The organism is Photobacterium angustum (genome assembly GCF_003026365.1).
Classification (GTDB): Bacteria; Pseudomonadota; Gammaproteobacteria; order Enterobacterales; family Vibrionaceae; genus Photobacterium; species Photobacterium angustum.
The window spans coordinates 55,337-74,581 of record NZ_PYOM01000008.1; the positions used below are offsets into that span (position 1 = coordinate 55,337).

15 protein-coding genes are annotated in these 19,245 nt (G+C 37.6%); 6 read left to right on the plus strand and 9 right to left on the minus strand.

Annotated features, from left to right (window positions below; all coding sequences use genetic code 11):
- Positions 1 to 32: 32 nt before the first annotated feature.
- Both CTN01_RS09740 and CTN01_RS09745 read right to left on the minus strand, forming a co-directional pair.
- Complete coding sequence (locus tag CTN01_RS09740; protein WP_045147567.1) at positions 33 to 734, minus strand: HAD family hydrolase; 702 nt, start codon at positions 732 to 734, stop codon at positions 33 to 35.
- A gap of 154 nt (positions 735 to 888) precedes the next feature.
- Positions 889 to 1,215 carry a hypothetical protein gene (locus CTN01_RS09745; protein WP_230627081.1) on the minus strand — a complete coding sequence of 109 codons (327 nt, stop codon included), beginning with the start codon at positions 1,213 to 1,215 and terminating at the stop codon, positions 889 to 891.
- Positions 1,216 to 1,438: 223 nt separating this feature from the next.
- Here CTN01_RS09745 and CTN01_RS09750 point away from each other — a divergent pair, with 223 nt between their 5' ends.
- Entirely contained in the window at positions 1,439 to 3,178 is a 1,740-nt protein-coding gene (locus CTN01_RS09750; protein ID WP_045147564.1) for an amidohydrolase, read from the plus strand.
- A gap of 74 nt (positions 3,179 to 3,252) precedes the next feature.
- On the opposite strand, the gene CTN01_RS09755 is transcribed toward CTN01_RS09750, so the two are convergent.
- Positions 3,253 to 3,744: a hypothetical protein gene (locus CTN01_RS09755; RefSeq protein ID WP_005364508.1), complete on the minus strand. Its 492-nt coding sequence runs from the start codon at positions 3,742 to 3,744 to the stop codon at positions 3,253 to 3,255.
- 466 nt (positions 3,745 to 4,210) lie between these two features.
- On the opposite strand from CTN01_RS09755, the gene CTN01_RS09760 reads away from it, so the two are divergent.
- Complete coding sequence (locus CTN01_RS09760) at positions 4,211 to 4,486, plus strand: PepSY domain-containing protein (protein ID WP_045147562.1); 276 nt, start codon at positions 4,211 to 4,213, stop codon at positions 4,484 to 4,486.
- Positions 4,487 to 4,540: 54 nt separating this feature from the next.
- Here CTN01_RS09760 and CTN01_RS09765 read toward each other — a convergent pair whose 3' ends face one another.
- The 4 genes from CTN01_RS09765 to CTN01_RS09780 form a co-directional block, all read right to left on the minus strand.
- Positions 4,541 to 4,726 carry a hypothetical protein gene (locus CTN01_RS09765; RefSeq protein ID WP_045147560.1) on the minus strand — a complete coding sequence of 62 codons (186 nt, stop codon included), beginning with the start codon at positions 4,724 to 4,726 and terminating at the stop codon, positions 4,541 to 4,543.
- 474 nt (positions 4,727 to 5,200) lie between these two features.
- Positions 5,201 to 6,442, minus strand: coding sequence for a GGDEF domain-containing protein (locus CTN01_RS09770; protein ID WP_045147559.1), 1,242 nt, complete (start codon positions 6,440 to 6,442; stop codon positions 5,201 to 5,203).
- A 145-nt stretch (positions 6,443 to 6,587) separates the two neighbouring features.
- Positions 6,588 to 7,163 carry a DUF1415 domain-containing protein gene (locus CTN01_RS09775; protein ID WP_045147558.1) on the minus strand — a complete coding sequence of 192 codons (576 nt, stop codon included), beginning with the start codon at positions 7,161 to 7,163 and terminating at the stop codon, positions 6,588 to 6,590.
- A 75-nt stretch (positions 7,164 to 7,238) separates the two neighbouring features.
- Positions 7,239 to 9,263, minus strand: a complete 2,025-nt coding sequence (locus tag CTN01_RS09780) for an exoribonuclease II (protein WP_045147557.1) — start codon at positions 9,261 to 9,263, stop codon at positions 7,239 to 7,241.
- Positions 9,264 to 10,000: 737 nt separating this feature from the next.
- Between CTN01_RS09780 and CTN01_RS09785 the strand changes: the two genes are divergently transcribed.
- Positions 10,001 to 11,863 carry a DEAD/DEAH box helicase gene (locus tag CTN01_RS09785; protein ID WP_045147555.1) on the plus strand — a complete coding sequence of 621 codons (1,863 nt, stop codon included), beginning with the start codon at positions 10,001 to 10,003 and terminating at the stop codon, positions 11,861 to 11,863.
- Positions 11,864 to 12,039: 176 nt separating this feature from the next.
- Here the strand turns inward: CTN01_RS09785 and CTN01_RS09790 are convergent, their stop codons facing one another.
- Positions 12,040 to 13,017: a GlxA family transcriptional regulator gene (locus CTN01_RS09790; protein WP_045147553.1), complete on the minus strand. Its 978-nt coding sequence runs from the start codon at positions 13,015 to 13,017 to the stop codon at positions 12,040 to 12,042.
- A gap of 156 nt (positions 13,018 to 13,173) precedes the next feature.
- Between CTN01_RS09790 and CTN01_RS09795 the strand changes: the two genes are divergently transcribed.
- Positions 13,174 to 15,024, plus strand: a complete 1,851-nt coding sequence (locus tag CTN01_RS09795) for a beta-ketoacyl synthase (RefSeq protein ID WP_045147552.1) — start codon at positions 13,174 to 13,176, stop codon at positions 15,022 to 15,024.
- A gap of 76 nt (positions 15,025 to 15,100) precedes the next feature.
- Positions 15,101 to 16,123 (plus strand): HAD family hydrolase, encoded by a 1,023-nt coding sequence (locus tag CTN01_RS09800; RefSeq protein WP_244155959.1) that lies wholly within the window; start codon positions 15,101 to 15,103, stop codon positions 16,121 to 16,123.
- Between the two features lie 72 nt (positions 16,124 to 16,195).
- On the opposite strand, the gene CTN01_RS09805 is transcribed toward CTN01_RS09800, so the two are convergent.
- Positions 16,196 to 17,494 carry a DEAD/DEAH box helicase gene (locus CTN01_RS09805; protein WP_045147549.1) on the minus strand — a complete coding sequence of 433 codons (1,299 nt, stop codon included), beginning with the start codon at positions 17,492 to 17,494 and terminating at the stop codon, positions 16,196 to 16,198.
- Positions 17,495 to 17,751: 257 nt separating this feature from the next.
- Here CTN01_RS09805 and CTN01_RS09810 point away from each other — a divergent pair, with 257 nt between their 5' ends.
- A complete protein-coding gene (locus CTN01_RS09810) occupies positions 17,752 to 19,221 on the plus strand; it encodes an EAL domain-containing protein (protein WP_045147546.1) in 1,470 nt (489 codons plus the stop codon).
- The last annotated feature ends 24 nt before the right edge of the window (positions 19,222 to 19,245 follow it).

The following is a 19,245-nucleotide window of genomic DNA, read 5'->3' on the forward strand; positions in this document are numbered from 1 at the left end:
CTATGCTGTTAGTATGACGTGTATGTCTGTTATTAGCGTAAGATATTGTTATCGTGTCGCCAGTCCATAATTGTCCACTCATTCATTTGTGCGTGAAGCGCAAGAGCAGGATCAGGGTTAACAGCAAAAGGTTTTTGAACGAATTTAAGTAAAGGTAAGTCGTTGATGGAGTCACTATAGCCGTAATAGTGACGAAAATATTGTGATTGCTCTGCAAGCCACGATTCAATACGTGTAATTTTACCTTCGCGATAGCTGAGAACGCCGCGTGTTTTTCCTGTATATACACCGTTAATCGTTTCTAAATTAATAGCGATGCAATGAGAGACACCGAGTTTCTTCGCAATTGGTTTTACGAGATGTTCAGATGAAGCAGAGACAATTATGATTTCATCACCGCGTTTTTTATGCCATTCAATTCTCTTAATGGCATCAGAATAAACGGCAGATGAAATGTATTCTTCAATAAAACGTGTAACGAGAGTAGATATTTCTTGCTCCGTTTTTCCTATTAAAGGAGCTAATGTTTTATGCATATAGCTCTCCATATCTAGCTTACCTTTTTTGTAAGCCTGCATCATTTCAGCTTCTTGTTGCTCTAACGATGATGAAGCAAGTTGGTTGTTAACGAGAAATGTTGTCCAAAGGCTAGCTGAATCTGCTGCGATAAGTGTTTCATCAAGATCAAAAATGGCCAAACAAGGGCGAATGTTGTGCTCAAGATTAAGTGACAAATCTCATTCCTTACTAGTTAGTTATCACGATAAATTGCTGATTGAGGGTAGGGAGCTAGGATGACATTTCTGTGTCGTAACCATGTAATTTTTACTAATTCATGATTACGACAGATAAATGTAAACGGAAAATATTGAGAAGAAGCAGAAAAGATTAAGCGATGTTTTCTTGGATGAGCTGTTCATTAAGGTATTTACAGCGGTGATGTTTGGCTGTTTGATCATCAAACACTTTTGTCATGTTAAAAGGCGTTCCTTTTGCAAAGTGCCAAAAGTACCTTTCAAGCTCTTTATTAAATTGACTCTCGGTACAGCTAGCAACAGGGGCAAAAAAAGCAAAGGTTGTTATTTCGTCTTTGTCTGAATTAACAAAGCTTCGCTCAAAGCCATTAAACCCAAATGCTTTAGCATTAGGGGTGGGTAAACCACCGGGCACTAAGTGCGCTGGAACTGTGATTGTTACGCTAGTCATACTCATCATGTCATCTCCATTGCGTATTGATGATAATTATACTCTACAGAAAAAGACTGTATTTCACTATAAAAATTATATTACTCAATTATTCTCATAAGGTATTGATATATATAGTGATGATAGGGGAGGTGTTTTTTTGTGACTAATATATCTATTTTTAATCAAGGAACAGTAATTACGGTTAATTTGTTTAAGTTAGATCTAGATAATTACGGTAAATAAGGGATTTATGAAATATTCAACGCTTTCTTCATCATTAATGTTACTACTCGCATCGACGTCATTTAGTGCTCATGCAAATGAAAATAAAGATCCTCAAACAACGATTTTCTATGGTGGTCCAGTTATCACTATGGAAAAGTCACAACCAAGAGCAGAAGCGGTTGTAACAAGTAAGTACGGCAAAATTGTTTATGTTGGATCAGAAAAAGAAGCATTGAAGCAGTATCCAAATTCTAAAAAAGTAGATTTGGAGGATAAAGTGTTAATGCCGGGGTTCATTGAGCAACACTTACATCCTTTCTTAGCTGCGTTAACATTAAATATGCCTGTTATAGCGCCAGAAGAGTGGCAACTGCCTTCAAAAACATGGCCCGCAGTAACAAACCATGATGATTATATTGCAGCTTTGACAGCACAAGAAAAAGCGTTAAAAGATCCGAATGAAGTACTATGGACATGGGGATTTAACAATTTCTTCCATGGTGAACTATCTCGTCAAGAGTTAGATAAAATTACTAAAACACGTCCAATTGGTGTGTGGCATCGTTCAGCGCATGAATTTTATGTTAATTCTGCATTTATCGAGAAATTTGGTCTTAATCAAGCTGATATTGATAAGCTAGGTAAAGAAGTTGCTGATCAAGCAAACCTAGAGAAAGGTCACTTTTTAGAAGGTGGGGCATTAATTTACTTATTACCACGTATTGCACCTGAATTAGGTAGTAAAGAGCGCTTTTCTGCGGGTTTAAAGCAGATGGTGACCATGCTACATCAAAAAGGGGTAACGGCTTACAATGAGCCTGGAGCATTTATTCCTGATTATATGATTGATACCTACCTTGATATTCTCGGTAGTGAATCAACCCCTATGTATTCGTTCTTTACACCGGAAAGTAAAACGCCATATTTCGCAAAGGGTAAAGCAGGTGTTTTGAAAGAAGTTGAACGCATAACGACAATATTACCTGAAGATGGCAAAGTTCGTTTCTTTGATAAACAAGTTAAGTTGTTGTTTGATGGTGCGATTATTTCTCAGTTGATGAAGATGAAAGATGGCTATACCGATGGACATCATGGGGAATGGATTCAAACACCTGAAGATGTTGAAGCGATCACTAAAATCTTCTGGGAAAATGATTATCAAATCTTGGTGCATGTAAATGGCGATCTTGGCGTTGAGAAGCTAATTAAGATCTTGGAAAAGCGCCAAGCTGAATACCCACGTGAAGATCATCGTTTTACCATTATCCACTTTGCCAACTCTACTGATGAGCAAGTCGAGAAGCTAAAATCACTAGGCGCAATTATTAGTGTAAACCCTTATTACGTGACAGGCTTTAGTGAAAAGTTTGGTGAAGTTGGTTTAGGTAAAGAGCGTGCGCATTCAATGGTTCGCTTAGCAACGATTGAGAAACAAGGTATTCCAGTATCACTTCACTCTGATGCACCAATGGCGCCATCAGATCCATTATTACTAGCATGGAGTGCAGCAACACGTTTAACGAATGAAGGGAATGTTATTCGTCCTGATTTAGCATTATCGCGAGATGCAGCTCTGCGTGGTATCACGATTGAAGCGGCTTATTCATGGGGCCAAGAAGAGACGCTAGGCAGTATTAAAACGGGAAAAATAGCGAACTTTACTGTTCTAGAGCAAGACCCTTATAAAGTGGAAATCAAGACTCTTAAAGATATCCCAATTTATGGCACTGTATTTGAGGGTAAACTGTTTCCAATTGATAAGTAGTAGATTGTAAAAATGTAACAAACGCCTATTAAAAGTGGTTCACTGGTAATAGGCGTTTTTGTTTATTGATTAAACTAGTCTTTAACCCACTGGTCATTGACTTTTTTCAGTGATACTTCTTCGGAGATCGTATCAACAACTTGGCCTGCTTTGAAATCGCCGTATTTCGCGCCGTAAGCAACAACCATAACCTCTGAAGAGAGATTGTTCTTAAGGCTAGTCAATGCTGAACCTAAATCGTTTTTGGTTTGATCTGATGCATTATTTTCTTTTGCTGGTTGCTCAGCAACTTTACGCATTGATTCTTTGAATTGATCAAGACTCTTTGTTGCTACAAGGTCGTAAGTTACTTTTGCTTTGTAATCAGTTTTTGTATCAAGTAATACTTTATCAATCTTTAGGTTTTTAACTTCAAACGGAGTCGTGTCAGCTGTTATACCAAGATTTGGTTGCTCGTATTGGCTTGATTGTACAACATTGCTGATTGTTGATTCGTCAACTTTGTCACTGCATCCAGCAAGTAATAATGATGATGCAATCGCTGCCGCTAAAACAAACTTTTTCATTGATAACGCTCTTTAAACGATAAAATATGCTTTATTTTATACCCCTTGAATGAGTAAGGAGCAAGCCTGTACTAGCAAATCTTTCCTAATGCTAACAATTGTATACGAAATTGATGGGTGTTTTTTTACATTGCGGTATACATAAAAATCTTTTTAATAAAGAATAAGATAGAAGTGATGTAAGAATGCAACATATGTACAAATGGAAGTAAGTCTGTTTTAGCTGATTAAAATAAAGGAAATTGGCATTGCCTTACTCCATTAGATAATTCTCTAAATCGAGAGTCTTATTGTTGATTAATTAGTTACACTGAAGTTAAAAGAGAGCAAGGAAGAGATAAGAATTATACATGTAGGAAAAGCATGGGATTTTTGGTGTAGTAACACCTAATTTTATTTTGGTTAATCATAGCTTATGTTGTTTAAAGCTATTGATAAATACTGCAGCTCAGATGGATGAAAAAAGATGAAATTTAAGCTATTTGTACTATCAGTCAGTACACTGGGGATGTTTTTTATATCAGCCGCTCATGCCGATCCGATAGAAAAGGCTTTAGATGTAATTAGTATCCCTAAGGCCATGAAAATTTTAGAAAAAGATGGCTATTATGATTTTCGAAAAATTAAGGTAGTTCGAGAATATAATGAGATAGAAGTCGATGCATTAAATAAAGATGGTCATCGTGTTGAGATTGAAATGGATCTTTATACTGGTAACATAATGCAAGAGCATCTTGATTAAGTAATATAAAAACGGCGATGACTGCTCATCGCCTGATATAAAATGATTACTTCTTTAGTCGTGATCATCATAATAAAAACGTCCCTCTAGCGAGTAAGGGTCATTTTGGTCATATAAATTATGGTGTCCCCGCATTTTCTTTAATTGCTTTTCTAGGGCCCTGGCCTGATCAAAATGACCTTCTTGATAGGCAATAGATATTTTTTGTTCGATATCTTCAATTCTATCTTGGTTATTCATGTTCAGTCCTCCATCTATATCATTATCATATGCCACGATGAATAATTGCCAATTGAGATTGACCTTATAATTTTATACTAAAAATATATAACAATGGCTTAACAACCTGCATTTTTGCAGTAATAAAATTAATAAAAGAAGCATGATGATCATAAAGATAGTCACTTTATATCAATAAACGAGCTATTCTGCTGCTTGGTTAAATAAAGTGGTCGATTGTAAAATTTGTGTGATATGTTTGATTTGTTGATAGTTTTATAAAGATAAAAACAAGCAGATTGTGAATAATCTGAGGCTATGAATGAATCAAGATCTATGGATGTTCTTCAAGGATAGTATTGAATAAAGTTTGGCCGCTGATTATCAATACTTATTGGTTGTTTTTTAGTTATATGAATATAAGTTCATAATGTATTAAGCCCGATATATATCGGGTTTATTTTTTATATTACTAGCGTGATTATAAATATTTGGCTATTGTGCGCATTGCACACGATTCCTGCCTGCCTCTTTCGCTTGATATAATGCGTTATCAGCTTGTTTTAAAACATCTTCTGGCTCTTGTTCTAAATAGTTTTCTGCAACGCCAATGCTGACTGTTACTTTGACTGATTTTGATGTTTTATCTTGTCCACGAGCTTTAGATCCTGCTCGATTGCTGGCGGGGCGCTTATTATGATCACGAATAATCATTTTATATTTTGCAATTTTTTCTCTTAATTCTTCAAGAAAAGGTAAACATTCGTCGATACTTTTCCCTTTGAATAAAATCGTGAACTCTTCCCCACCATAACGGTAGACATTGCCACCACCATCAATGTCTTTCATAAGTGTAGCAACTAATTTGAGTACGTCGTCACCAGTATCATGGCCATATTTGTCATTAAATTTCTTAAAATGGTCAACATCGATCATCGCTAAGGTATAGGTTCTTCCTAAATGCTTAAGTTCATTATCTAAAGCACGGCGGCCCGGGATTTCTGTAAGCTGGTCAATGAAGGCTAATTCATGGCTACAACTGATGATGTTAATCAGTAGTAATACCGCGACAATACTGAATGCAACACTAGAGATGAAAGAGTATTGGAAAAAGGTAAACGTAACAAAACTAAACAGCAAGCAAATGAAGACGGCTTGATCTGAACTATGGTTTCGTTTCAAAAGCGTTGATGCACTGCTACATACCAAGGCGAGATTTAATAACAATATAACTAATGGTAATAGCGACAAGTTTCGATAAGTAAAAAGGTATGTATCCCACCAAGATGTAAGATCTGTACCGTTAAAGTGTTTATATACTAAAGCAGCCCATCCTACTTGTAGCAGTAAAAATACAGAAAATAGTGCGCCAAAACGAGAAAATAAGCGCTTATCAGGCATGATATGCACTTGTAGAAGATTAAAGGGGAGTAAACCTGCAAGTAAGCTAAAAATAAGTTTAATGTTATCGTTTGTTAAAGGCGTTTGCAGGTAATGAATGATGATTAGATATGCAACTAACATAATTAGTGCAACATAACCGGTTCTGCCTTGATTAAATGGTTGGCTTAGAAAAATAACTATCGTAAATAGAATATAGGGAATATTAACGAGAAGATCTTGATAGTTAGCCAATGAGACTGTGGAAAAAGGTAATGCTATTAACATTAAGATTGCTATCGTTAGCGGGATCATTAACCGCATGCCTGCTGAACGAAAGTGTGAAAAAAGGAGCATTAATCTTAACCTTCAATAAATACGTTTGTTTATGAGCGAATACGAGCCTAATAATTATTCGTATTTATTCTCTTCCATGAACATGTTAGCCGTAGCGACTATTTTAGCTATATCGGCTAACACATCAATAACTTAAATTATCTATTTACAATTTTAGGTAGGGAAAAAGTTGTTTAATTTGCTCAGGCGTTAAATTTTCAACACAGTCAATATTTCGCTCAGGGATCGCCTCAGGATCAGGGTAATGCTTAAGTACCTTCTCCATACTTTCTTCACGGATCAAATGAAAAATAGGGTAGGGTGAGCGGTTTGTTAGGTTTTCAGCATCTTCGGGCTCTGTGCCATAAAAGCAGTAATCTGGATGAAAACTAGCGATTTGATATATGCCACTTTTACCCAGTTGAACGACAAGCCCTTCGACTAAATCAAGGAATTGATTGTAGTCTTCAAAATCCTCAAGTAAATAAGGTGCGACAACAAGTGTCGTTTCTAACTCTTGTGGTGGCATTTCGTCGAGTTCTTTAAGCTGCAAATAGATGGACTCAAGTAGGTCGTTTTCAGTCTTATCGCTGCTTACATGAATTTTAATTTGCTTGTTACGTTGAGGTTTAGCAGCAAAAGGGCAAAGGTTTAAACCAATCACAACATCATTTAGCCATTGCTGAACCGTTTGCTCAATATCATTAAGCGCTTGAGCATTTTCGGCGATTGTTGACTTCATAGACTGACTTTCCAATAATTTTAGTTATAAAAAAGGCCAGCAAAGGCTGACCTTTTTGAAGTGATAACAGAAGATTTATGCTTTAACTTCTTCTTTATTTTCTTCAACAATTGCTGACTCAGTATTCTCTGATTTTTCAGGTGCAGGGAACTGTTTAACTGGTTTAGCAATAAGTTGACGAGTTGTATTACGTATTTCAGCAAGTGTTACTTCAAAGGTATCGCCCAATTGATATTCTTTCACGCCATCAATAGTGATAATACCGAGTTCACCGCTACAGCTAATACGTTCTTTATTATCTAGAATTAATGAGCTAGGAATAAATGCGGCAGCGCCATTTTCTAATAGGCGTACACGCATACCAGCACGATTAATATCGAAAACTTCAGCATTAAAGACGGTAGCATTTTTAACTGCGTCTTTTAGCAAACGAACATATAGCCAATCTGAAACATCACGCTCAGCCATGCGGTGGCGACGACGGTGTAAGGCAATTTCATCACCGACATTATCATCAGGAGTTTGGCTTGGCTCATTACCTGTGATTAGTGCTTTTAATAGGCGATGGTTAATCATATCGCCGTACTTACGGATAGGTGATGTCCAAGTTGCGTAAACATCTAAGCCCATTGCATAGTGAGGAGCTGGTGTATTTGCCACTTCACTGTATGCCTGGAATTTACGTAAGCGATTATCTAAATAAGTACTATCAAGCGTGTTTAGCCAACGACGTAAAGCACTAAAGCCATTTAACTCAAGCAATTGTTCTTTTTCAAAAGGTGCTTCAGCACTGGTTAAAAATTCCATTGCAGTATCTAACTTTTCAGGGTTAAAACCGCTATGAACGTTAAATACGCCAGTGCCGAATTTTTCTTGTAGCGCACGACCAGCACAAATATTAGCTGTGATCATTGCCTCTTCAATCATACGATTTGCTGTACGACGCGCATCAGTATGAATAGCAACAACATCGTTATCTTCACTTAATTCAAAACGGTAATCTGGACGATCTGGGAATACAACAGCGTTCTCTTTACGCCATTTAGTACGTGCGTCAGCAAACGCCTGTAATGCACGAACTTGTTGTTCGATCTCAGCGTTTGGTGTCCAATTTTCACAACTACCATTTTCTAGGAAATCAGAAACGTTATCGTAAGATAGACGGCCTTGCGATTTTATCCATGCAGCGAAGAAAGAAATATTATCTTGGATAACACCCTCTTTATCGACAGTAACTTGGCAACAAAGCGTAGGGCGCTGCTCGTTTTCAATTAATGAACAAAGCTCATCACTTAATTCACGAGGAAGCATTGGAATATTACGACCTGGCAAATAGATAGTAAAACCACGCTCACGGGCTTCATCATCCATCTTATCGCCAACAGCAATGTAAGATGTTGGATCTGCGATCGCAATAGTAATGTCAAAGCTACCATCAGCATTTGCAACTGTGTAGATGGCATCATCCATATCTTTAGTTGATTCACCATCAATGGTAATAAAAGGTAAATCAGTGAGATCTTGGCGTTCAAGCGCTTCATCTAGCATAGCCCAGCTTTCTTGTGGTGCTGGTTCTGCATTAGGTAGTTCATGGCGTGCTAACGTAACCCACCACGGTGCAATTTTGTCATTACTGTCTGTGATTTTCTCTTTAATATCACAGAAGAATGTTTTGTTGTTGTCTGTAAGAGGGTGGCGAGTTAGCGTTGCAACAACCCAATCACCTTCTTTAAGCGTTTCAGGGTTTAAACCTTTAACGGCTTTGGCTTTAATGGCATCTTTAAGCTGAGGATGATCAGGCACAACGTGCAAGCGATCACGAATTAGCTTCACTCGACCAATAAAGCGTGTCATTGATTGTTCAATTAACTCTTGTGGCTCAGCTACTTCACGTTCCTTTTCTGTGCGAATAACTGCTATAACACGATCACCGTGCATAACGTTTTTCATATACAGAGGTGGAACAAAAAAGCTTTCTTTGTTATCGGTTTCTAGAAAGCCAAAGCCACGATCAGTTGCTTTGATATAACCTTCCTTTTTAGGAAGTGTTTCTTGAATTTGCTTTTTAAGCTGTGCTAACAGCGGATTATCTTGAAACATTATACCTGGTCTCAGATTATTGACGTTGACACTATACTTTTTTGGGTTGATAAAACCAATATTTGAGCAGGATATTTTCGTTAAATGTGTTTTTCATTAGTAGGATTTAATAAAAGTGATGCATATTTTGCATAACACCTAAGAAAATTTAGGGAAAAGGTTAATATCGGAAATGTAAAGGTATTAAAAATAAAGCGCTGAGATCATAAAGGGGGCTAATACGACCTTTATTATGTTTTAACTTATGATTGATATATAAGTCTTGAGTTAATTAAATAGATTGCGCTTAAATATCATTATTTATCAGTGAGTTATGATTGAACCTTTAGAGTTAAGTTAATGTGCAGTGGTGAGTGTTAATTAATCATTTTTCAAATAAGAAAGGTAAAGGAAAGATATTTGGAATTCTATTTATAAGATAAGGAACTGTTGGCAATAAATGAGAGGTGATTAGCTACTAGGATTACTTTACTCGGTATATTTAATGTATTAACAGTAAGATAGGTTAAATAATAACTAGTGTATGAATATTTATGTTTATCAGATGTTCTAATTGTTCAAGAAATAGTAATTTGAGACTTATTTTGTGACATTCCTCAATTTTTTCTGGCTTTTTATCAAGTATTACCCCACAATACGCCCCCTATTAGTCGAGGCCCGTGCTTGAGGTTGCTGTTGCAGAACCCGTATGTAGCAAAGGGGCCCCGTTTTTAAGTCGTTCATATATTGGGATCCCAATGCAAGAAACTGTAACAGAATTTCGCCAACTAGACTTGGCCGACACACTTCTATCTGCACTAGACAACATGGGCTTTGTAGCGCCAACGCCGATTCAGGCAGCGTCTATACCTCTACTACTAACTGGTACTGATGCTCTTGGTAAAGCGCAGACAGGTACTGGTAAAACAGCAGCATTCTCACTGCCTGTACTAAACAAAGTTGACTTATCTCAGCACAAACCACAAGCAATTGTTATGGCTCCAACGCGTGAGCTTGCAATTCAGGTTGCTGCAGAAATTAAAGTACTTGGTCAAAATATCAAAGGCCTAAAGGTTCTTGAAATTTATGGCGGTGCTTCAATCGTTGATCAAATGCGTGCACTTAAAAATGGTGCTCACATTGTTGTTGGTACACCTGGTCGTGTTAAAGACCTTATCTCACGTAAGCAACTTCAACTAGACGAAGTACATACTTTTGTTCTTGATGAAGCTGATGAAATGTTGAAGATGGGCTTCGTTGACGATGTAACTTGGATCATGGAACAAGCACCAGAAACAGCACAGCGTGTGCTTTTCTCTGCAACTATGCCTCCTATCGTTAAAGAAATCGTTGATCGTTTCCTACGTAATCCTGCACGTATTGACGTTGCTGGTGAAAACCGTACTGTCTCTAAAGTAGAGCAGCAGTTCTGGGTTGTTAAAGGCGTAGAGAAAGACGAAGCAATGAGTCGTCTACTTGAAACTGAAGATACTGATGCATCAATCGTATTCGTTCGTACTCGTCAAGATACTGAGCGTCTAGCTGATTGGTTATCTTCTCGTGGCTTTAAAGCTGCGGCACTTCACGGTGATATTCCACAGTCGCTACGTGAGCGTACTGTTGATCATATCAAACGTGGTGTTATTGATATTCTAGTTGCAACTGACGTTGTAGCACGTGGTCTTGATGTTCCACGTATTACTCACGTATTTAACTACGATATCCCATTCGATGTTGAATCTTATATTCACCGTATAGGTCGTACAGGTCGTGCAGGACGTACTGGTAAAGCGATTCTATTAGTTCGCACAAACCAAATTCGTATGCTTCGTACTATCGAGCGTGTTACTAAGTCTCGCATGGAAGAGATTCAACTTCCTCTACGTGATTTAGTTGCTGCATCTCGTTTAAACCGTTTAGGTGAAGAACTAGCAGCACAAAAAGAACAAACAAGTGTAGAAGCGTTTGTTGAACTTGTAGAAAAACTACAAGAATCAATCGATGTTGATGCAGCAACATTAGCAGCAATGCTTCTTCAGCGTCAGCAAGGTAACCGTCCTTTATTCTATAAAGGTCCAGACCCAATGATCGCTGCTATCGAGCGTGAATCACAACGCCGTGAGCGTCGTGGTAACGATCGTGGCGACCGTCGTGAGCGCGGTGGCGAGCGTCGTTCATACAACAATGCTGATTGGGATACTTATCAGTTACAAGTTGGTCGTGAGCAAGGTGTTCAGGTTAAAGATATCGTTGGCGCAATCGCAAACGAACTTGGCCTAAGCAAAGAGTTCATTGGTGCAATCAAACTTGCTCCAACGCATACTTTTGTTCAGCTTCCTAAGAAAATGACAGCAGAAGTAGCTGCTCAGCTTAAGAAACTACGCATTCGTCAAAATGATGTTAAAGCAGTAGTTGTTGAAGGCGAAGTTCTTCGTGAACACCGTCCTCGTAGCGGCAACCGTGACGGCAACCGTGGTGGCTACCGTGGTAATCGTGAAGGTAATCGTGATGGCAACCGTGGTGGTGAGCGTCGCTTTGACCGTAACCGTGGTAATGATACACGTGGTGGTTACCGTGGCAACCGTGATGGTGCTCCTCGCAAGCCTCGCACAGAAGCATAATTTATTTATTAAATTAGATTGCTAAATAAAAGCCGAGTTATTTAACTCGGCTTTTTTGTGTTTATCAACGTGCTTAGGACGAGATATATTGTTTTGCAGTGAATGTTATCTTGATGTGATATATGTTTAAACACATTAAGAACTTTCAGTCTTTAAGTCTTCAATTTTAAAAGTACCTAAGCATTATAGGCTTTAGCTCTTACCATTTTTCGGTATTGGTTCGGAGTTACATCGAATTCTTTTTTAAACACGGTAGAGAAATGATAACTATCTTTATAACCCACTTGTTCTGAGACATCATTGATTGTCATTCCAAAATCGCGCAGAAGCTCTTTAGCGGTAACCATTCGCATCTTTTGAAGATATTGGTGAGGTGCCAACCCTACCTGATCTTTAAATTTACGATTGAAAGTGCGTAAAGGTAATTGGCAATGTTCTGCCATATTTTTTGCGGTGATCGATTTATTCATATTCAGTCTGATCCAATCTTGCGCTAAAGCAATTGATTCATCAAATTGTACCTGCCCTCCAATTTCATAAAATGGTTGATGATCGGATTTACTGATCTCATGTCCATAATGTGTCTCTATCGTTTTGGCAATCTTCTGACCAAAATTATTCGTTATAAAATACAACACCATTTCTGTTTGTGAGTTAATACTTTCGGTGCAATAAAGCCCATTGGCGGACGTGATTGATGCCTGCTTATTGAGTTTTACCTTTGGATATAACTGAGAGAATTTATCGTGAAAATACCAATGAGTAGTGGCTGTTTGATGGTCTAATAAACCCGTTTCAGCAAGCCAGATAACGCCTGTTCCTGTCGCAATAATCTTAGCGCCATTTTGGTACTGCTTAATGAGCCAATGAGGAATTTCAGGATGTTTGGTAAGTGAAGCTAATGGGTTCCCCCACATGGGCGGTAATATAATGACATCAAATGACTCGTCATTTGCAAAGGTACAATCAGGTTGAATACGAATACCAGCAGTTAATTTAGGTGATATGAGGCTAGGAGCAATGACCTTGATTTCAAACGGGTTAGCTTTTTGGCTTTTTCGATCACGAAGGCTAGCTGCACTGGTGAGCATTTCTGCGCTTAGTGATATTCCTGTGATCAAAGCTCGGTGATAAAGCACAAATCCAATTTTCATACCTTCTCCTGTGTGATCAGAATATTAATTATGTGGCTTGTTATTTTTATATTTGGCGCATATGGCGGTTATTTTGGCATAAATATAAGATGATAAACAATCTAATACTGTTATCCTGTTTTAAAACAGTGTTTAAATATAAGTCAGGGATTTTAAATGGCAAAGTTACCGTTAATTGTAGGTTTAGGCGGCATTAATGCTGCTGGTCGTAGTTCAGGCTTTCATAGCTATAAATTGATGGTTGCTGATGTTCTCTCAGCTGATGTGATGGAATCAACATGGCAAGATCTTGCTTCTCGAATGGGATTGGAAACCGATAATAACGTTACTGCTGACGTCATTGATGCGATTAAAGCTGGTACATTTGTTCGTCGTATCGATTCTTTTGATCCAGATAATTTACTGTATCAATATAAAGCTAATTTAAATACGGACAACGATAAGATCTGTTTTACTTTACGTAAATCGAAACTGCCAACCAAAATTCCTGATAATTGGGAAGTCGAAGTGGATGGGAGCAAAGTACATATCACGGTTAATGGTAACCTCGATGCATTGATCGAAGATCGTATTGTTTTCCCTGTTACCAGTGGTGGAAATATTCCTGCAGGTTTTAATCCAGCTTCTTTATACAACTCACGTTTCCATCCTCGTGGACTTAGCTTAACCATTTATGGCGCATCAGATGCAATAAATTCATTGGGCGTTGAGTGGGATGAAATTCTTGAACATATTAAGCCCGATGAAGTGTCAGTTTATGCAGGAAGTGGTTTAGCACAAATCGATGATAATTCATTGGGTGGTATGCTTGCAGCCTCCCTTACAGGTGGACGTGTTAGTTCTAAAATGATGGCGTTGTCATTGGCTGAAATGCCTGCTGACTTTATCAATGGCTATGTCATTAACAGTGTTGGTACAACTGGTACCAACATGGGTGCATGTGCCACATTCCTATATAATCTCCGTCAAGGTATGTATGATATTCAGCATGGCAAATCAAAAGTAGTGATTGTCGGTAATGCGGAAGCACCAGTGATACCTGAAATTATGGAAGGTTTCCGTGTTATGGGCGCACTGGCAGAAGATGCTCAGCTTAAAGCACTTGATAATAGCGATGTGGTTGATAATCGCCGTGCTTGCCGTCCATTCTCCGCAAATGCTGGCTTTACCATGGCAGAGTCAGCACAGTTTGTTGTGCTAATGGATGATGAATTAGCATTAAAACTTGGTGCAAATATTTACGGATCGGTTGCTGATGTATTTGTAAATGCTGATGCAAACAAAAAATCAATCTCAGCTCCGGGTGTAGGCAACTATGTTACTGTGGCAAAAGCGACAGCATTGGCGAAAGCGATTTTAGGCGAAAAAGGCGTTAAGCAAACTTTCGTTCAAGCGCATGGTACAGGTACCCCACAAAACCGTGTTACTGAAAGCCACATTCTTAATGAAGTAGCAAAAACCTTTAAGATTGATAATTGGCCTGTAACGGCGATTAAATCGTACGTCGGTCACTCAATGAGTGCTGCTGCAGGTGATCAGTTAGTGGCATCGTTGGGTGTATGGCAACATGGTTGGATCCCGGGAATTAAAACCATCGATCACATTGCTGATGATGTTCACCATTCAAACTTAAATATCTTGATGGATCACCAATTTGCTGGTGACAAAGGACTCGATTATAAAGCCGTGATCTTAAATGCTAAAGGTTTTGGCGGTAATAACGCCACAGGATTAGTATTGTCACCGACTCAAACGATTGAGATGCTTGGTGCAAAATACGGTGATGATGTGATGGCAAGTTATCATCAACGTAACCAAGCCGTATCAGATGTCACAACTGCAAATAATAAAGCAGCATGTCATGGTGATGAGAAAATTCGTTATTATTTTGGTGAATCGGTTATGGATGAAAATTCAATTACCATTACGCAAGATAGCCTGCGTTTATCTGAATTTGAGCAAGAAATTGATCTGGGTACGGTAAATCCATACTCAGATTATAGCTAAGAGGGATATTTTCTCGCATTTCTGAAAGGGTAAGTTATTATTTAACTTACCCTTTTTTAATATCTGGAATATCAGTGTGAATAAGAATAAAGCAATAGTTATAGGGCTTGTGGGTGTAGTGTTATCACTGTTTACTTTACCGGCTTTCAGTGTCGAATGTCAGCAGAATACGGCCTCGTTGCCGTTATGGGCAAATAGTCAACCAAGAAGTGCATTATTGAATTTTGTTGAAAAAGTAACGACAGAAGGTAGTAAGGATTATGTAAAACCTATTGATCGTATTGCTGTGATTGATAATGACGGTACATTATGGTCAGAAAAGCCAACCTATACTCAGTTCTTATTTGCTTTTGATCAAATAAAAAAGAAGAGTGCTAATCATCCAGAGTGGAAAACTACCGCACCTTATAGTTGGGTTTTAAATAACAATACTGATGCGATTTTCAAAAAAGGATGGGATGCATTAGTACCTATCTTAGAAACGGCGCAATCAGGTATGACGCCTGCTGAATATAAGCAAGATATACTTAATTGGCTTAAAAATAATCAATCAACACGTTTTAACAGTCCTTATTCATCGTTGGTATTTCAACCAATGATTGAACTGATTGATTACTTACAAGCTCACCAATTTGATGTCTTCATTGTAACAGGTGGAGGAAGCTCTTTCGTTAAACCATGGAGCGAAGCGATTTATCATATCCCAGCACAAAATGTGATCGGTACCGCTTTTGGTTATGACTATAAAGATGGTCAATTAGAGAAAAACAAGAAGCTGATTTACATCAATGATGGCCCACAGAAAGCGATCAACATTGAAACCATTATTGGAAAACGTCCAATCTTAGCCATTGGTAATTCTACTGGTGACGAAGCGATGTTGAAATGGACGACCTCTCAACAAGGTATTAGCCTCGGTATGTTAATCCACCACACTGATGCAAAGCGTGAGTGGAAGTATGGTGCAGACTCATTTGAGGGTAAGTTTACACCAGCGCTGATGGAAGCGGCGAAACAGAATAAATGGCAAGTCGTTGACATGAAAAATGATTGGTGTCAGATCTATCCAACTCAATCACAACAGCGTGTATTGCCCTAAATAAGAAAAGCCGAGCATAATATGTTCGGCTTTTTTAATCATTTTTATTCGAATCAAACACTAAGAAAAAACTTACTTTTTAAGTGTAGTGATCTTCGTCGCTTTAATGTTGATAGCGCGGCGTAAACGTGCACGGCGCTCTGCGGCTGACTGATCTTGTGTTGGGTTATTCTTACGCCCTTCACGTTGACTGAAAGCAGGCTTTGAGTGCATACGCTCAAGTAATGCATCACGGCTCTTTGGTTCATAACCGATTAATTGAACACGGTGAATACGTTGACCGATCAAGCGTTCAATTTGCACTAATGTTAGTTCTTCTTCACGACTAACAAAAGAAATAGCATTACCTTTTTGTCCTGCACGACCTGTACGGCCAATGCGGTGAACGTAATCCTCTGCAAGGAAAGGCATGTCGTAGTTAACTACATAAGGTAAGCTCTGAATATCAAGACCACGAGCAGCAACTTCTGTTGCAACCATTACACGAGCTTTACCTTCTTTAAACTCTTCTAATGCACGACGACGAGCACTTTGTGCTTTATCACCGTGGCAAAGTACTGCTTTAATACCGTCGAGTTTTAATTCTTTAACTAGTTGATTTGCTGTTTCTTTGTAATTAACGAAAACGAGTACTTGTTTCCAGTTCTTTTTACCTATTAATTCAGACAGCATTTCACGCTTGCGATCTTCATCAACAGGGTAAACCACGTGAGCAATAGTATCAGCAGTACTGTTTTCAGGTGTTACAGTAATACGTTGTGGTTTATGAAGAATATCAGATGCTAATGAATTCATTTGTGCTGATGACGTTGCTGAGAACAACATGGTTTGTGGCTTGGTGCGAATATCATCAAGAATAACGCGAATAGCACCAATAAAGCCCATATCAAGCATACGGTCAGCTTCATCAAATACTAAGAACTCTAGATTCGCAAGCGAAACGTTATTCAATTCCATATGCTCGATTAAGCGACCTGGAGTTGCCACAAGAATATCAACACCTTGCTCAAGACGTTTTTCTTGCGTTGACATTTTCTTACCACCAAAAATAGCAGTACAGTTTACGTCAGTATATTTTGCATACTCATTGATGTTGTTAGCAATTTGCTCTGCTAACTCACGAGTAGGTGCCAAAATTAGAGCACGAACATTAAAGCGGCTTTTTGATTTTGGTTTTTCAATTAATTTTTGAATAATTGGCAGTGAAAAAGCGGCAGTTTTGCCTGTACCTGTTTGTGCTAGTGCAAGAATATCAGCACCGCGACGTGCTTGAGGGATAGCTTTTTGTTGCACTGGTGTGAGTTTTTCATAACCTATTTCAGTTAATGCTTTAACTAAATCTTGAGAAAAACCTTGTGATAAGAATGACATGCTTTGTTCCTAAACTGTCGGCTATAGCCGATTACATTCATAAACTCAGTTGCTTATGGATGTAATCATCTTGCCGTTAAAATGGTGGCATATTATAGTTGATTTTAGGTTAATCCGCTATCTTAACGTCATATGTTAGTGGTTTTGATTAAAGCTTCTTTCATTTGTATTTTTTGTCGTGACAATAAGTATCTTTATATGAGCGAGAGATGCTTATAGGGTATCATTTGGCCATAAATATAACATATTAGAATAAAATGGCAGCTTCAAAGAAAAACAATAAGAAAAGTTACATTATCTTTGTACTTAGTCTGATATTTACTTTCATCGTTTCGCTACTGTACTCCTACATTGCAGGACATAGCGTTAATGAATCTGTCGCTTATGAAATATATACTGCTGTTCATGAACCAGAAGAAAAGGTGATACGCAGTCATTATAACCAAATCCCTAAAGATCAACGACAAGCGATGTTAGAACAAATCGTAGTGGATAATAAGGATTTGAAGGGTATATTCTATATTAAAGACGGTAAATATATTTATTCAGACCGTGATGTATCTATTAAGAAAGATATTGTTGCAGACTTATCAAATAAAGTGGATGAATATAAAAATAAAGCTGTTTATTATTATATCGATAAAAAAGATATTTATGGTTCTCCCGCTTTTATTTATATGTTTAAATTTGGCAGTGGTTTCTATCAAATGATTTTCTATCAAGAAGCGATCACGCCTCCAAGTAGTATATTTAGCTCCTATGTTGTGAGTAACATCGATAATACGATTTTATCCGGAAATAATGAAGATACCTTTACTATTGCAGAGGATACACTGCATGGCTTAAGTCTTAGCGTTATTACAGGAATATCACTTTCACATTTTTTAGATATTTATTTGATTGCATTTCTTCCTGTTTTAATGATTATTTTACTCATTCCTTCAGTGATTGAAAAAGTTCAAGTTAGACAAGATAATATCTTAATTGATATTAATGCAGGTATTAGAAATAAAGAATTTATTCCTTTTTATCAAGGCGTGTATTCTATTGAAAAGAATCGATTTGTTGGCGTTGAGTTACTTTGTCGTTGGAATTATAAAAAGCAAAAAATATTGTCACCTGCTAGCTTTATTAATATTTTAGAAGATTCAGGGCAAATCAACACAGTTACGTTAGAGTTACTTAATCAGTTAGCCATTGATCAAGAACTTCTTGATACAATCAACTCAGATATGTATTTTTCAGTAAATGTCACTGTTAATATGCTATTGGATGATTATTTTGTTGAAAGTGTTATTCATTTTTTAACGCAGAACCCTCGTTTAAAAAATAGAATAACGTTTGAGTTAACTGAACGTGATAAGCGTTTTGATTATATAGCAGATGTTAAAGAAGCAATGTGTTTACTGCATTCTCATAGTGTTAAATGGGCACTGGATGATTTTGGCACAGGGTATTCTAACTTTTTAACGATGCATAAGCTGCCGATTGATATTATTAAAGTAGACCGGATGTTTATATCCTCTAAAAATGACATTATTTCCTTTGATATATTAACAAAAATTATCGATCTTTTAGATACATGGAAACTTCCAATTATAATGGAAGGGGTAGAAACAGAAGAAGAGTTGAATAAAGTTAAGAATTTATCAATCGACTTGATTCAAGGTTACTATTTTAGCAAACCATTATCAGTGGATGACTTTATCAAATACGCCAGATCTTAATATAAATCCAGATAATATAAAGCC

Coding starts and splice junctions, on each gene's coding strand:
- CTN01_RS09765 (WP_045147560.1), bottom strand. CDS start 4,726: ATGAATAACCAAGATAGAATTGAAGATATCGAACAAAAAATATCTATT.
- CTN01_RS09780 (WP_045147557.1), bottom strand. CDS start 9,263: ATGTTTCAAGATAATCCGCTGTTAGCACAGCTTAAAAAGCAAATTCAA.
- CTN01_RS09805 (WP_045147549.1), bottom strand. CDS start 17,494: ATGTCATTCTTATCACAAGGTTTTTCTCAAGATTTAGTTAAAGCATTA.
- CTN01_RS09795 (WP_045147552.1), top strand. CDS start 13,174: ATGGCAAAGTTACCGTTAATTGTAGGTTTAGGCGGCATTAATGCTGCT.
- CTN01_RS09760 (WP_045147562.1), top strand. CDS start 4,211: ATGAAATTTAAGCTATTTGTACTATCAGTCAGTACACTGGGGATGTTT.
- CTN01_RS09755 (WP_005364508.1), bottom strand. CDS start 3,744: ATGAAAAAGTTTGTTTTAGCGGCAGCGATTGCATCATCATTATTACTT.
- CTN01_RS09775 (WP_045147558.1), bottom strand. CDS start 7,163: ATGAAGTCAACAATCGCCGAAAATGCTCAAGCGCTTAATGATATTGAG.
- CTN01_RS09785 (WP_045147555.1), top strand. CDS start 10,001: ATGCAAGAAACTGTAACAGAATTTCGCCAACTAGACTTGGCCGACACA.
- CTN01_RS09770 (WP_045147559.1), bottom strand. CDS start 6,442: ATGCTCCTTTTTTCACACTTTCGTTCAGCAGGCATGCGGTTAATGATC.
- CTN01_RS09790 (WP_045147553.1), bottom strand. CDS start 13,017: ATGAAAATTGGATTTGTGCTTTATCACCGAGCTTTGATCACAGGAATA.
- CTN01_RS09745 (WP_230627081.1), bottom strand. CDS start 1,215: ATGATGAGTATGACTAGCGTAACAATCACAGTTCCAGCGCACTTAGTG.
- CTN01_RS09750 (WP_045147564.1), top strand. CDS start 1,439: ATGAAATATTCAACGCTTTCTTCATCATTAATGTTACTACTCGCATCG.
- CTN01_RS09810 (WP_045147546.1), top strand. CDS start 17,752: ATGGCAGCTTCAAAGAAAAACAATAAGAAAAGTTACATTATCTTTGTA.